This window comes from Cytobacillus kochii (assembly GCF_044790165.1).
In the GTDB taxonomy this organism is placed as follows: domain Bacteria; phylum Bacillota; class Bacilli; order Bacillales; family Cytobacillaceae; genus Cytobacillus; species Cytobacillus kochii.
This window is the reverse complement of the sequence record NZ_CP085254.1, coordinates 2,366,664-2,381,356: the sequence shown is the minus strand read 5'-3', so window position 1 is coordinate 2,381,356 and position 14,693 is coordinate 2,366,664. Positions and strand designations below refer to the sequence as shown.

At 35.2% G+C, this 14,693-nt stretch carries 14 protein-coding genes; 10 read left to right on the top strand and 4 right to left on the bottom strand.

What is annotated here, in order from left to right; all coding sequences use genetic code 11:
- Positions 1-265 precede the first annotated feature (265 nt).
- The 3 genes from LG276_RS12340 to LG276_RS12330 all read left to right on the top strand — a co-directional run bounded on the left by LG276_RS12340 (position 266) and on the right by LG276_RS12330 (position 4,336).
- Complete coding sequence (locus LG276_RS12340; protein WP_251161638.1) at positions 266-2,008, top strand: ABC transporter ATP-binding protein; 1,743 nt, start codon at positions 266-268, stop codon at positions 2,006-2,008.
- Entirely contained in the window at positions 2,005-3,741 is a 1,737-nt protein-coding gene (locus LG276_RS12335; RefSeq protein WP_224936527.1) for an ABC transporter ATP-binding protein, read from the top strand. Before LG276_RS12340 ends, LG276_RS12335 begins: the two co-directional genes overlap by 4 nt.
- Positions 3,742-3,904: 163 nt before the next feature.
- Positions 3,905-4,336, top strand: coding sequence for a hypothetical protein (locus tag LG276_RS12330; RefSeq protein ID WP_224936526.1), 432 nt, complete (start codon positions 3,905-3,907; stop codon positions 4,334-4,336).
- A gap of 63 nt (positions 4,337-4,399) precedes the next feature.
- Here the strand turns inward: LG276_RS12330 and LG276_RS12325 are convergent, their stop codons facing one another.
- Positions 4,400-5,128, bottom strand: coding sequence for a 2-phosphosulfolactate phosphatase (locus LG276_RS12325; RefSeq protein WP_281203055.1), 729 nt, complete (start codon positions 5,126-5,128; stop codon positions 4,400-4,402).
- Positions 5,129-5,842: 714 nt separating this feature from the next.
- Here LG276_RS12325 and LG276_RS12320 point away from each other — a divergent pair.
- The 7 genes from LG276_RS12320 to LG276_RS12290 all read left to right on the top strand — a co-directional run bounded on the left by LG276_RS12320 (position 5,843) and on the right by LG276_RS12290 (position 12,180).
- Positions 5,843-6,241, top strand: a complete 399-nt coding sequence (locus tag LG276_RS12320) for a sporulation protein (RefSeq protein ID WP_224936523.1) — start codon at positions 5,843-5,845, stop codon at positions 6,239-6,241.
- Between the two features lie 163 nt (positions 6,242-6,404).
- Positions 6,405-6,554, top strand: coding sequence for a 50S ribosomal protein L33 (gene rpmG / locus LG276_RS12315; RefSeq protein ID WP_224936522.1), 150 nt, complete (start codon positions 6,405-6,407; stop codon positions 6,552-6,554).
- Positions 6,555-6,586: 32 nt separating this feature from the next.
- The gene (gene rpsN, locus LG276_RS12310; protein ID WP_095373223.1) at positions 6,587-6,856 is read left to right on the top strand and encodes a 30S ribosomal protein S14; all 270 of its coding nucleotides are present in this window, start codon (positions 6,587-6,589) and stop codon (positions 6,854-6,856) included.
- A 101-nt stretch (positions 6,857-6,957) separates the two neighbouring features.
- Positions 6,958-8,151, top strand: a complete 1,194-nt coding sequence (locus tag LG276_RS12305; protein WP_224936521.1) for a GTP-binding protein — start codon at positions 6,958-6,960, stop codon at positions 8,149-8,151.
- A 213-nt stretch (positions 8,152-8,364) separates the two neighbouring features.
- Entirely contained in the window at positions 8,365-9,687 is a 1,323-nt protein-coding gene (locus LG276_RS12300) for a hemolysin family protein (protein WP_224936520.1), read from the top strand.
- A 2-nt stretch (positions 9,688-9,689) separates the two neighbouring features.
- Positions 9,690-10,736, top strand: a complete 1,047-nt coding sequence (locus LG276_RS12295; protein ID WP_404292095.1) for a hemolysin family protein — start codon at positions 9,690-9,692, stop codon at positions 10,734-10,736.
- Positions 10,737-10,941: 205 nt separating this feature from the next.
- On the top strand, positions 10,942-12,180 hold the full coding sequence (locus LG276_RS12290) for an MFS transporter (protein ID WP_224936518.1): 1,239 nt from the start codon (positions 10,942-10,944) through the stop codon (positions 12,178-12,180).
- Here the strand turns inward: LG276_RS12290 and LG276_RS12285 are convergent.
- From LG276_RS12285 to LG276_RS12275, 3 genes are all read right to left on the bottom strand, one after another.
- Positions 12,111-12,941: a helix-turn-helix transcriptional regulator gene (locus LG276_RS12285; RefSeq protein WP_224936517.1), complete on the bottom strand. Its 831-nt coding sequence runs from the start codon at positions 12,939-12,941 to the stop codon at positions 12,111-12,113. The genes LG276_RS12290 and LG276_RS12285 overlap by 70 nt on opposite strands.
- Before the next feature lie 15 nt (positions 12,942-12,956).
- Positions 12,957-13,811, bottom strand: coding sequence for a DUF2268 domain-containing putative Zn-dependent protease (locus LG276_RS12280; protein ID WP_224936516.1), 855 nt, complete (start codon positions 13,809-13,811; stop codon positions 12,957-12,959).
- 75 nt (positions 13,812-13,886) lie between these two features.
- Positions 13,887-14,339, bottom strand: coding sequence for a DinB family protein (locus LG276_RS12275; protein WP_095373688.1), 453 nt, complete (start codon positions 14,337-14,339; stop codon positions 13,887-13,889).
- Positions 14,340-14,693 lie beyond the last annotated feature (354 nt).

Below are 14,693 nucleotides of genomic sequence, written 5' to 3'. Positions count from 1 at the left end.
ATGGCAACACGTTCATACCTTAGAAGAGAAATGCGGCCTCTTTATGGGGACCGCATTTTCTTTTTTTGGAGAAGAAAATAGGGGAGATAAACAGAGACTTGCCATGTAAATTTCCGTGCCAGTCGAGTTTTTCTAATAGATAGTTGAATAAAGATAAGGGGATGTTAAAGATGAACAGAAAACAAAGAATATTACTATTAAAAAATCAGCGTATAGGTTGTGGGTAGAGGAATCAGACAGCAAGAGAGGAAAGGTTGTGTAATAAATGTTTGATGTGTTAAAGAAACTCGGTTGGTTTTTCAAAAAATACAAAAAGCAATACGGTATCGCCGTTCTATTATTGATGTTAGCTACTGTATTAGAAATTATTCCACCGTACTTAATTGGGGTCATTATTGATTACATTACAGAAGGTGAAATGACACGTGATTTACTTATTCAGTATGTAGCGGTCTTCTTAGGTATTATTATTTTTAGCTATATGTTAAATTTCTTTTGGCAATACGGTCTATTCGAAGGATCCGTCAACTTGCAACGATTAATGCGGCGGAAATTAATGAGCCAATTTCTGCGTATGACACCGACTTTTTATGAAAAAAATCGCACCGGAGATCTTATGGCCAGGGCGACCAATGATTTGAATGCCGTCTCGTTAACCGCAGGATTTGGGATTATGACGTTGATTGACTCTACTTTCTTTCTCGGTGGTATTATCTTAGCGATGGGCTTCATGATCTCGTGGGAACTTACTTTTTTCGCCATGTTACCTGTCCCAGTTATGGCTATATTAATTCAATATTATGGCAAACTTGTCCATGAAAGGTATATGAGAGCACAAGATGCTTTTGGTGAGATGAATGATAGTGTTTTAGAATCCGTCTCTGGTGTGAGAGTTATTCGCGCCTATGTGCAAGAGAAGGCAGATGAACAACGGTTTGCTGATATGAGTGAAGATGTTTTTGAGAAAAATATGCATACCGCCAAGATAAATGCTTTATTCAATCCAATCACAACAATTGGAACCGGTATTAGTTATATTGTCGCACTCGGTTATGGATCAGTGTTAGTGGCTAATGGAGACTTATCTGTTGGGCAACTAGTTACCTTTAATGTTTATTTAGGATTAGCGGTTTGGCCAATCTTTGCTATTGGTGAGTTAATCAATGTGATGCAACAAGGGAACGCTTCTTTAGACAGAGTGCAAGAGACATTAAATTATGAAGCGGATATCATGCCGCCAACAAAACCTTTAGCAGTCGATAAGCCCCATATTTTACAATTCCAAGAGTTAACCTTTCAATATCCTACGAGTAAAGTCGTTAACCTCTCAAATATTAATTTAAGCTTAAGAAGTGGTGAAACGTTAGGAATTGTGGGTAAAACAGGCGCAGGGAAAACGACCTTTATTCGCCAATTGTTGAGGGAGTATCCTTTAGGAGAAGGAGGAATATCTATTGATGATATCGACCTTTCCCAACAGACGAAAGAACAAGTATTAGATTGGATTGGCTATGTACCGCAAAGTCACGTGCTTTTTTCTCGAACAATTAAAGAAAATATATTATTCGGTAAAGAAGATGCCACAGACGAAGAAATAGAAAAAGCGATTGATTTGGCTGCTTTTACAAAAGATTTAGCGTATCTTCCGCTCGGGTTAAATACGCTAGTAGGTGAAAAAGGTGTTTCCTTATCAGGGGGACAAAAGCAGCGGGTATCGATTGCTCGCGCATTAATTAAAGATCCTGATATTTTAATATTAGATGATTCCTTATCTGCTGTAGATGCAAAAACAGAGTCTGCAATTATTAGCAATATTCAAAGCGAAAGAGCGGGAAAAACGACAATTATTACAACACATCGTTTATCAGGTATTCAACACGCAAATCAAATTATTGTTTTAGATAATGGTGTGATTACACAAGTAGGTACACATGATGATTTAATTAATGAAGACGGTTGGTATAAAGAACAGTATGTACGCCAACAGCTAGAGGGGGCAAATTCATGAGCACAGGCAAACAATTATTATCGTATGCGCTAAGGTTTAAAGGCACCATTTTACTCGGGTTGTTATTTCTATCCATTGCAGTGTTCACTGACCTAGCGGGCCCCTTTATTGCTAAACATATCATTGATAATCATATGACACTCGGCCAATTTGACTTTACACCAATTCTATACTTACTCATTCTATATTTCTCATTATCAATTTGTACGGCTATTTTCCGTTATTTTATGTATTTACAATTACAAAAGGGTTCAAATAGAATTATTCAAGCATTAAGAAAAGATGTATTCAAGCATATTCAAACATTACCAATTGGTTTCTTTGATCAATTACCATCTGGTAAAATTGTAGCAAGAGTGACAAATGATACAGAGGCAATTAGAAACTTATTTGTGCAAGTACTTTCGAGTTTTGCTACGAGTGCCATTTCTATAACTGGTGTCTATATTGCCTTATTCATTTTGAACTGGAAAATGGCTTTAATCGCACTCGTTATGATACCAATCGTTTATATTTGGATGATTCTATATAGAAAGTATGCTTCACAGTATAATGACGTGATCCGAACAAAAATTGCTGATATTAATGCAATGATCAATGAATCCATTCAAGGGATGACTATTATTCAAGCTTTCCGTCGAGAAAAACAAATGACGAAAGAGTTTGATGAAATGAATGAAGAACATTATCAATATGAGAGAAAGCTAATTATTCTTGATTCTGCGACTTCTCATAACCTTGTAAATACGTTAAGGCTACTGTTATTTACATGTTTTATCATTTATTTTGGGACACAATCATTTAGTGGTACACAAATAGTGACAGCTGGAACCCTATATGCGTTTGTTGACTATTTAACAAGACTTTTTAATCCGATTACAAATATTGTGAATCAATTTTCGCAAATGGAGCGTTCACTTGTAGCCGGGAATCGTGTATTTGAAGTTTTAGCATTAAAAGGTGAGAAGGTATCTAATGAAAAGATACCAAAATATAAAGGGCATGTGGTGTTTGATCAAGTATCCTTCGCATATAAAGAACCTGATTTTGTTTTAAAGGATATTTCATTCCAAGCCAAAAAGGGAGAAACGATTGCGCTCGTGGGTCATACAGGTTCAGGAAAAAGCTCGATTATGAACTTATTATTTCGCTTTTATGATCCAACAATCGGTAAAATTTATATTGATGGAGTTGATATTACGACGATACCACGACAAACGATTCGTGAACATATGGGGATAGTTTTACAAGACCCGTATCTTTTTACAGGGACTATTGCTTCGAATGTAAGTTTAAATCAACCTAATATTACAAGAGAAAGAGTGGAGCATGCGATTCAGTCAGTTGGTGCTGATCGAGTGCTATCACATTTAGAAAAAGGGATAGATGAACCGGTAATTGAAAAAGGAAGTACTTTGTCTTCCGGTCAAAGACAATTAATCTCGTTTGCACGGGCGCTCGCTTTCGATCCAGCGATCCTAATCCTCGATGAAGCAACATCAAATATAGATACAGAAACGGAAGAGATTATTCAAAACGCAATGAATGTTCTAAAACAAGGAAGAACCACTTTTATCATCGCTCATAGACTGTCTACAATTAAAAATGCTGACCGCATTTTGGTGCTTGATAAAGGTGAAATCAAAGAACAAGGCAGTCACGAAGAGCTCATTGCAGCAGGTGGCATATACGAACAAATGTACGAGATGCAAGCGAAATCTTTACAAGCATAAGAAGAAAAAACCAATCTGAGTATAAATCTTAGATTGGTTTTTTCATTTAACTAATAAATTAAACGAACTATGTTCCAAATATTCAATAGGAAAGAAAATAATAAATGCACAATTAAGAGTAAAAAAAATCTTGAGGGAAAAGTTAATAACAGAGGTGATTAAGATGAAAAAAATGTTGATCTTACTTTCTTTCGCACTATTATTATCATTTGTTTCAACAGCTTCTGCACAAGGACTTCCTCAAGTGGAATTGTTTGATGTGGAAGTCAACGACGTTGTAAAAAAACGGCCCCCTAATGAACAAATACAACAAGAAGCAACATCTATTCTTCAATCAATCAATGGGATATATGTGAAAATTAATCCTATGCCTAAAGACGGCTATATGGTTCGTATTCCGTTGGCACCCTCATTGACCGTAAAAAACAAATGGTTTAATGATTTTATCAACGAAATGGTATTAATTATTCCTGAAGAAGAAGAGCCTTATATTATGTTATTAGATGACGAAAATCATCCCCACTTCCTCATTGCCCAACGAGATTTCTACCAAATAGTGACACTTATAATTGGCGAATCAAACAGCTTAAGATGAAGATGACAAGATTAAAAGCTACCAAAGAAGAAGCAATTGTGAACATTATCGTGGATTGCTTCTTCATGTCGTTGTTGTATACTCAGAAAAATGTTGGTTTTTTAATATAGGAACGGTTTGATAAATATTTAAACGGCTACAATGCTTCACATCTTTTTCAAACCCTCTTTCTCTTAATTCTATTCCACTTGTACAATCCCATATTAATCTACTAAGTGTTGACTTTGAATGCTGAAAAGCGCCAATACACACTTGCACCTCAGCTGATTGCTTTCCTTCTATCCTAGAAAGGATGGCACCAGCCCCTAAGTAGTCTTCCATTGCAGGACGAAGGGAGTCTTCAAATTCTTTCACGCCATTCCATAATTCTCCACAAGGAACAACAGTAATATTAGCGTTTAATGAAGCGGATAATTGATTTGCAGCTGATGCCACTGCAGAAGCGTTTAATAAAGACCCAATGAATAAAGCTGGTATATGGGAGGCAATCCAAGTACAAAAGGCACCATTTAAAGAACTCAAAACATATTTTTGCCTATCATGTGAGTGATTAAATGTAACAGGTGATAAAGTGGGTGCACCTAATCTCGCTGCCTCAGCTCTCCCAAGAATATATTGCGCTCCCAATGATTGTGCGTATGCTTTGCCATTTAAATGAGGGGGATAGGGATATATGATTGCTCCGTAGTTTAAACCCGTTACAACTGTAGAAGAAAAACTGAGGACATCAACAATAATCACAATATCTCCTCGATTTGCTGCTTCTCTTGCACCACGTTTTCCCCATTCTATCTGACATTCAGGTAAGTATGAAATGATTATTCTCCTCTTTTCTAAAAGCCTTTATTTTGCTGCATTTGCGGTTAAATAGTTTAAGATAATATTTTTCATTGTTACTAGTTGATGATGCGCAGGTAATTCCGGTTCAATTATATTCGTTTTGCTTTGTACAGCAAGTTTAAGTGTTATATCAATACAGTTTAAGATAAGAAACAATTCCTGCTGCTTTGTTATTCCATGGTTCGGTGCTAAATCTCATGCATCTTTTAATGCAACTAAAATACTTACTATAGTTATTTTTGAACGATAAAAATGAATCCGTCATAATGTACCTACTGACGAATGTAAAAACACAGTAAATTTTATAAAAGCACACGTTTTTATCTTGTCAAAGGTAGATGCGCATTATATAATTTAAAGAACTATAACGTTGCACTTTATCTTTTGGTTAATTACCTGAAGAAATGTTAGACAATTGTAACGTTTCACTTTCAAAAAGGGAGTAATGGAATTGATTAATTGTTTAGTAAAATGCGTTACTGATTGAAAGCTTATAATTCTAAGGTGAAAAGAAGGATAAATAATTTTAAAAAATAATTATGTAAAAAAATAATTATGTAAAAAAATTCTTTACCATTATTTCTATCATATACTATTATAGGTTAGTACGATTACAAACAACAGTTATTAAACAATATATAAGAAGGTATAGGTGACATAGCTAGAATGCTTAAAAAATATGCTCTAAAAATGGGTATAGGAATGAAGAAAATTCATTTATCTACTAATGAAAAAGAATATAAAGAAGGCCATATTATTGAAGGTGGCATAAAATTTTTTGGTGGTCTCATCCCACAGAAGATTAGAAGATATGATATTGATCTGATTGCTTGCAACCAAGAAAATGATAAAGAAGAAATTGTGAGATCTCACTCTGTATTTTGTTCGATTCCTGTCCAACCGAATGAGCAGAAAGAAACAGTATTTACATTGGAAATTCCCTCAGCAAATGAGATGAATGCTAAAGATAATGATTATTATATTCAAGCGAACTTTATGCTCGATCATAAATTAGAGCAATCAGTAAGAGTTGCAGTGAAAATTAGCCCATTAGCAACTATGTAAATTAAATAATCAAAGGGTAGAGCGATCATACAATATGATGGCTCTTTTTTTATAAAGGAATAAAAAACACTTGCAAATCGTAATGATTACGTTTTATACTATGAGATGTAGTATCTGATTGTTTTTAGTTTTTATGAATAGGAAACGGGAAGGAGATAAAAAATTGAGAGTTAAAATCACACTAGCCTGCACAGAGACGGGTGATAGAAATTACATTACTTCAAAGAATAAAAGAAATCATCCAGAAAGAATTGAACTGATGAAATATTGTCCACGATTAAAGAGAAAAACTTTGCATAGGGAAACAAAGTAGAGAATGTAGAAATAGAAAAGGAATGGTGAAAGTTGGCTAAGAAATCTAAAATAGCAAAAGAAAAGAAACGGCAAGAATTAGTGAAAAAATATGCAGAAATTCGGAAAGAGCTGAAAGAAAAAGGTGACATTCAAGGTATTAGAAAACTACCGAGAGATTCGTCCCCGACAAGGTTAAAAAACAGATGCGAAATAACCGGAAGACCTAGAGGTTATCTTAGAAAATTTAAGATGTCTCGTATAGCTTTTCGCGAATATGCACATAAAGGTCAAATACCAGGCGTTAAAAAATCGAGTTGGTAATCCACTATCCTTATTAGATGGGAGTATATAAACGAAAGATAAGAAGAGTATTTTTTTAATTAATAAATCGTAATCATTTTGATTTATAGGAGTGTTTAACAATGAAAAAAATTCCAGTGACCGTTCTTAGTGGTTATCTAGGTTCTGGTAAGACAACATTATTAAATCATATATTAAATAATAGAAACGGTTTAAAAGTAGCAGTCATTGTAAATGACATGAGTGAAGTAAACATCGATAGTGAACTTGTTCGAAAACAAGGAAACTTTTCTCGAACAGAGGAAAAATTGGTGGAGATGTCAAATGGATGTATATGCTGCACTCTTCGAGAAGACTTACTTATAGAAGTTGAACGATTAGCTAAACAGGGTGAAATAGATTACATACTGATTGAATCTTCAGGTATTAGCGAACCTGTCCCTGTAGCACAAACCTTTTCTTATATCGATGAAGAAATGAATATAGATTTAACTCGGTTTTGTAAATTAGATACGATGGTAACGGTTGTTGATGCGAATAGATTTTGGCATGATTTTGAATCAGGAGACACATTATTAGAACGTAGGGAGGCAGTTGGGGAAGAAGATGATAGAAATATCGCTGATTTACTCATTGACCAGATTGAATTTTGCGATGTGCTTATATTAAATAAGTGTGATCTAGTAAATGATAAAGCCCTTGATAAATTAGAAAAAGTGATTAGAACACTGCAGCCACAAGCGAAGATTATTCGTACGGTAAATAGTGAAGTAAATCCGAAAGAAATTTTAAATACTGGGCTTTTCGATTTTGACGAAGCCAGTCAATCTGCAGGTTGGTTACAAGAGCTCTCGATCGGTCCTTCTGATCATACGCCTGAAACAGAAGAGTATGGCATTTCATCTTTTGTCTATTACCGAAAATACCCTTTCCATACTGAACGTTTTAATACTTGGTGTCAAAAAATGCCATCACAAATAGTTAGATCAAAAGGGATTGTTTGGTGCGCGAGCAGAAACAACTTAGCTATATTAATGTCACAAGCTGGTCCTTCTGTAATGATGCAGCCCATATCCTATTGGGTAGCATCACTACCAGAGAAGGAAAAAGATGAGACCTTAAAGGAAAACCCTAATTTGTTAGATGATTGGGATGTGGAATTTGGTGATCGTCATACTAAACTTGTGTTTATTGGAATGGATATTGATGTAGATTTAATAACAAAAGAATTAGATGACTGCTTGTTATCACCAAGTGAGTATGATGCCAAGTGGGATGAACTGCCAGATCCATTTAGCTGGACAATCAATAGTTAGATAAATCGGTCCAGTTATAAAACATGTTAATGTTGTCGAGGAAAGAAAAATTATTTTCTTTCCTCGTTTTTATTTTTAATAGGAGTTTTCATAGATACTGTTATGCATTTTAGCCTTTGGTATTAGAGGTTAACTAATCATTACAAATGCATGAGTACATGATATAAGAATGGACACATTAATAAAATACAATTTCAATACTGGTGGTGTCTTATGGATCTGATTACAATATTAAATTTACTACTACTGGCCTTCTTGATCTTTGCGACCGGTTTTTTTGTGGCAGCTGAATTTGCTGTTGTCAAACTAAGAATGTCACGGATTGATCAGCTTATTGATGAGGGGAATAAAAAAGCAATGACTGTCAAGAGGGTAGCAGATAACTTAGATTATAATTTATCAGCTTGCCAACTGGGGATTACCGTAACAGCTTTAGGACTTGGTTCCCTTGGTAAGCCAACCGTTGAGAAGATATTATATCCTGTTTTTGATTGGTTAAATCTTTCACAATCATTATCATCAGTTCTTTCATATGCCATTGCCTTTATTTTAGTAACAATTCTACATGTAGTTGTCGGTGAAATGGCACCTAAGACCTTAGCGATTCAATTTGCCGAAAAAATGAGCTTATTATTAGCGCCCCCTCTTTACTGGTTCGGAAAAATCATGTTTCCTTTCATTTGGTTACTCAATGGAACATCACGTGTGATATTACGTATGTTTGGCGTGCCGGCAAAAGCAAAAGAAGACTCATATACGGAAGAAGAATTGAAAATTGTCATGACCCAAAGTTATAAAGGCGGTGAAATCAACCAAACCGAACTCGAATATATGGAAAATATTTTCTCCTTTGATGAAAGGGTGGCCAAAGATATCATGGTTCCCAGAATTAATATGGCTGTGTTCGAGCAGAACATGACAAGGGAAGAAATTGCGCAAATGATGATTGAGCATAATTTTACAAGATATCCTGTGATAGAAGACACAAAGGATCAAGTGATCGGCATCGTTAATGTTAAAAAAATGTTGACCAAGATGGCAGGCAAAAGGGAATATCACTTGGCTGATTTTATTCAACCTATTCCGTTTATTTTAGAAACAACAAAAATATACGACGCATTCATCAAAATGCAAAAAATCGGTGTTCACATGGCGATAGTTGTGGATGAATACGGTGGTACCTCTGGTTTACTTACGATAGAAGATATTTTAGAAGAAATTGTTGGTGAAATTCGCGATGAATTTGACGAAGAGGAAGTCGAAGAAATTGAGTATCGTGCACCTAACAAATACTGTATCTCTGGACGCGTTTTATTGGCTGATTTAGAAGAAAAATTCGGGATGACATTCGCAAATAGTGATCAAATTGATACATTAGGCGGTTGGATTCATCAAAAATTAGCGGGCATGGCAAAAAAGGGAGATGTCGTGGAAGAAAACGGTCTCACTTGGACAGTAATGAAAGTAAAACAACTACAAATCCAAAGAGTACAATTAGAAGGACTTCATATTGGAGGTGAACCCAAAGGGGATTGAGAATGGACGGTATGATTATTTTAAATCTATTTCTTGTTGTTGTGTTTATTATTTTAACCGCGTTTTTTGTTGGTGCAGAGTTCGCTATTCTTAAGGTGCGAATGTCACGAATTGACCAACTGATTGAAGAAGGAAATAAAAAGGCTAAAATATCGAAAAAAGTGGTTGTGGGGCTCGATTATCATTTATCTGCATGCCAATTAGGAATTACTGTTACCGCCCTCGTACTCGGTGCATTGGGTGAGCCAACAGTAGAAAAAATTTTACATCCTGTTTTTGAACGATTCGAACTTTCTCAAGCAACAGCCACTTTATTGTCGTATATCATTGCTTTAGCGATTGTCACGTTTTTCCACGTTGTCTTTGGAGAATTAGCTCCAAAAACATTGGCGATCCAATATTCAGAGAAGATGACATTGTTACTTGCTCCACCATTATATTGGTTTGGGAAAATAACAAAACCGTTTATAAAATTCTTAAATGGAGCTTCGCAACGTCTTCTAAGATTGTTTGGTGTCGAACCGTCGAAACATGAAACAGCGCATACAGAAGAAGAAATAAAGTTGATTGCCACACAAAGCTTCGAAAGTGGTGAGATTAACCAAGCAGAACTTACTTATCTAGAAAATATTTTTAGTTTTGATGAACGAAAACTAAAAGATATCGTGATTCCTAAAGCAAGTATCATTACACTTGAAAAAAACATGAGCCTTGCCGTCTTATTAGATATTTTAGAAAAACACGCTTTTACTCGTTATCCTGTTAAAGACAAGATAGATGGAAGGATTGAAGGTTATATAAATGCAAAGGAATTATTAACGAAAAGTCTAGTGGATCAAGATGTATCTATCAGTGATCTTATTCATGAAATTCCAAACTTTCTAGAGACTTCTCCAATTAAGGAAGCTTTACTAACGATGCAAAAAACAAGAAAGCATATGGCACTTATTCATAATGAAGAAAATCAAGCTGTTGGTATTGTCACAATGGAGGATGTTCTAGAGGAAATTGTTGGTGAAATTGGTGAGGAAGGCTATAGCGTAACCTAACAAATATATGATTTACCTAATGCGTGAGAGTTTAAGACCAACCGTAGACCTTGTATGGTATCGTAATTAGGATTATCATCTTTTATATTTTTGATAAGAATGATACTAAACAATAGTAAGTGGTATGATCTTGTGCAAAATATATACAATATCATAGCGGAAAAATCCCTCGCTCAACTATAAGCTAGTAGGTGAGGTGAGCGAGATGTATCAATCAATTCTGCGAAACAACCGGGCATTCAGGTTTTATTTACTTAGTAAGAGTTTCACCAGTTTAGGTAACATGATGATAAATATGGCTTTTTTGTTTTTTGCTTTCTCATTAACGGGTTCATCTAGCTATGTAACTGCTATGGTGGCCGCTCAAGTGTTGCCATATTTGCTATTTGGATTAATAGGAGGCGTACTAGCGGATTGGATTCCTATTAAGAAATGGCTTATTCGGATGGAAATCATTAAAATACCGATAATCATGATAGTGGTTGTTTTATTTTATACTCAGCAATTACAATATTGGCAACTTATTTTTCTCTGTTTATCTATACATACAATAGGTTGCTTATATGATCCTGCGAGTAGAGCGTTATTGATGAAAGTGACGATTGAAGAAGAGAGAACAACGGCCAACAGTTTAGTTGACTCTATTACAAGAGGTGTTGTTATAGTAGGCCCAGTTGGAAACCTCATCATTTTAGCTACGATCGGTAAAATACATTTATTTACATTTTCGATAGTTAGCTATCTTGTTAGTGCAATATTCCTTTCATTTGTGAAGGTATACATTCATAGTGACATCAAAACGAATAAATTAAAAATTTACAGGTCCTTAAAGGAATTTTTTCACTGGTTAATACAGCACCATATTCTTAGGAATGTCATTTTCATCACTGTTGTGATTGTATTTTTCCATACTTGGGTCTGGCAAGTAGGATTATTTTTGTTAGTAGAACAAATGGTTACAAAGGGAGAAGAATGGTACAGTATTTTAACCAGTTGGTACGGCCTATTTGTCATTGTTGTTAATGTAATCATTCCTTTATTTATCAAAAGATTCACTATGATGCAATATGTAATTGGTTCATTTATATGGGGAGCTGGCATTAGTATCGTCGGTTTAGTTAATGGGCTCCCATCTTTGTTTATTGGTGTGTCCCTCGCAGCGATTGGTCTACCGATTTCAGGGTTAGCTAGAGTTTATTTGTTACAAAAACACCTACCAGATGAGATGTTAGGTCGAGGCTTTAGTTTTAGCGCATTTACTTTATATTGTGCGAATGCCTTTTCCTTATTATTATTTGGTTTATTCTCACATATTGTACCAGTAAGATTCCTCTTTGCAATATGTGGCCTTTTTATATGTCTCTTCACATTTTATTACTTCGTGAAGTTGTTTCGAAATGTTCGAGGTGAAATGCCATATACTCTTTTAAAAAGGCGATTATAGACAGCAATGGATGAAAAACCTGCGTTCAGAGCCGTATCGAGGATAGTCGTATCATTCTGTTTCAATGAAAACAAACTTCGTTGCAGACGATAGATTTGTAACCACGAATAGGGTGAAACACCGACGATTTCTTTAAAATAATGAGAGAAATGATAGATATCCCAATCAATAATTGCCGCCATGTCATTGAGTGACCATGGTGATTGATAGGCTTCTCTTAATGAGGAAGTGACTTTGTAAATAGCAGGTGCTACGGTTTGAAAATGTTCAGTTGGTAGCTGATGGTTATTCGTATGTATCGTGTGTTTTAAAAGAAGAATCGCTAACTGGGTATAGCTGTTCTCAAGGAATAACTGAAACATCGGCTGTTGATGATCTTCTTCTAGTGTCATCATTTCAATGACCAGTTCAATCCATTTCGTAATCATTGGATTGAGCTGAATGACCGCAGCAAATGCAATATCAGCAGGTTGATTACCAAAAGATTCATTGACATCTTTTAAAAAAGAAGGATTGATTTCAATGAGAAATTTTTGCTTTTCAACAAATAATTGCTGATGAGGTGTAAATGGATCAACCATAATAAATTGATTAACCTTTAGTTTTTCCACTCTTTGTGATAGATCGTAATGAATGGGTCCGTTTAGAGCATATATCAATTTATACGAAGCATCTGAGCGTAATAGGCTTTCTTGTTGAAAGGTGTTTTTATAGAGAAACAGTCCCTTTTTTGAAGGAATTAATACATTTCCATGTTGCATAAGAGCTCTCCTATCTTAATCATAGTTTTCCTCATGATTACCTTCTTTGAAAATAGTGGCAGCGTCTTGTTTTGTCCATTCCGGAATACTCATTTTCGGATTTTTCTCAATATAATTTTTCACCATTCGGTAGCCTTCAGAATAGCCATACAATGGTGGCAGTGGATCAAATCCGCCATAAAGAATCTCATTAGAGTGCTCGAGTGTTCCTTTTTCGAAATGAGGTGAAGCATAATCCCATGCCTCTTGGTCATAAATCTCATTTGTATTGATCATTTGTTGATTAGGGTAAATGATCTCTTGAAACATCACTGCCTTTCCTTCAAAAACCATATTATCTAGGACAGTCCATTTCTCAGATGACTCTCTATATGCAGCTTGCCAGGCACTATGATGATATTCATGAGCGAGTGTAACCTTAAAACGATCGATGGAAAGGTACTCGTCAAACAAAATGAGAATCTTATCTGATCCTACTGCCATTCCAAAACCAGGGTAGGAAACAGGAAGTAAGCAGACATTGATTTCCTTTTCTATCGGTAAGGCAGCAGCAGAAAGCTCTAATGCTTCGGATAAGCTATCTTTTACTTCCTGACTATTCATCCGTTCGATGACTCTTTGTAGTTTGTCGAAATTCTTCGGGTTATGTGACAATACATCTTCAGCGATATGAAGAAATTCGCCGTCAAGAAAGCATTCATTATAAATAGGATCAATGACCGCTTCTTTATAATCTGCGAATATAGCATCTTCTTCATCATGATCTTTTATGTACCTTTCCATTAAATGTTGGATTTCTACAATATTAAATGATTGTCCGTTTTCAGTTTGGAAAGACCAGTTCGTTTCTAATTTTTCATTCCTACTCATTTCAGAACACCCGCATAATAAAAACAACACTGTTAAGCTAAGACAAAAATAAGTAAAACGCATAGATACCTCCGATTAAAATTTCCGCCCAATGTAGCTAGCAGAGACAGGGTGTAAATTCAATTCTCTCGCCCATATAGACAACTGGCCGATATGATGAATTTCATGGGCAATTATATGATGAAGAATCGCAGTCACATTTTGGTGACTAGAGTCCCAAGGAATAAATACTTGTTTATCTATAGGTACATCATGAGGAAAGGTAGCGCTTATTTCAGTTCTTAGTTGATTTGATAGATATTGAATACGATCAAGTGTCTGATAGTCACTATAATCAAATAGTACATCTTCTTTTCCATTGATACACCGTAGCCAGCTATACTCCACATCAATGATATGGAAGAAGGTATAAAGAATACTCCTGACACCACCGACCCTCTCCTTTAATAGTTCATCAGGAGGGATGTCTTTCAACAGTGTCAACCATTCATCTCTCACTTGCCAATTGTATTGAAAGAACTGGAACAAAATCATTTCACCCCTCTTACAAAATTACATTTTTTCCAAAATATGATACTATTAATTATAGCAAAAAAAGTAAAAGGAAGTTGAACAATTGCAAAAAAATAGGAAATACAGAAAATAAAATAGGCTACAATTTACCAGATAATCACCTGTATCAAATTTCCACCTGTTTTTTATTGCAATCGAAATGTAAGGTAAAGCATGGAGAAAAAGGGCGTGCTCTTTTTATTTTCAAATGGATAACTGAAATTTCGAGAGAAAGACATTCATGCCAAGCAATTTCAAAATAATAGTAATCACTATTTCGTTTTACAAAAAAGGCATTGTTTCTCGCCAATCTTGTTCTATAGAATGGGA

What these genes read in the sequence shown, in the direction of transcription:
- LG276_RS12285 (WP_224936517.1), bottom strand. Translation starts at nt 12,941, where the DNA reads ATGCAACATGGAAATGTATTAATTCCTTCAAAAAAGGGACTGTTTCTC.
- LG276_RS12300 (WP_224936520.1), top strand. Translation starts at nt 8,365, where the DNA reads ATGGATCTGATTACAATATTAAATTTACTACTACTGGCCTTCTTGATC.
- LG276_RS12290 (WP_224936518.1), top strand. Translation starts at nt 10,942, where the DNA reads ATGTATCAATCAATTCTGCGAAACAACCGGGCATTCAGGTTTTATTTA.
- LG276_RS12340 (WP_251161638.1), top strand. Translation starts at nt 266, where the DNA reads ATGTTTGATGTGTTAAAGAAACTCGGTTGGTTTTTCAAAAAATACAAA.
- LG276_RS12280 (WP_224936516.1), bottom strand. Translation starts at nt 13,811, where the DNA reads ATGAGTAGGAATGAAAAATTAGAAACGAACTGGTCTTTCCAAACTGAA.
- LG276_RS12320 (WP_224936523.1), top strand. Translation starts at nt 5,843, where the DNA reads ATGCTTAAAAAATATGCTCTAAAAATGGGTATAGGAATGAAGAAAATT.
- LG276_RS12330 (WP_224936526.1), top strand. Translation starts at nt 3,905, where the DNA reads ATGAAAAAAATGTTGATCTTACTTTCTTTCGCACTATTATTATCATTT.
- LG276_RS12305 (WP_224936521.1), top strand. Translation starts at nt 6,958, where the DNA reads ATGAAAAAAATTCCAGTGACCGTTCTTAGTGGTTATCTAGGTTCTGGT.
- LG276_RS12335 (WP_224936527.1), top strand. Translation starts at nt 2,005, where the DNA reads ATGAGCACAGGCAAACAATTATTATCGTATGCGCTAAGGTTTAAAGGC.
- LG276_RS12295 (WP_404292095.1), top strand. Translation starts at nt 9,690, where the DNA reads ATGGACGGTATGATTATTTTAAATCTATTTCTTGTTGTTGTGTTTATT.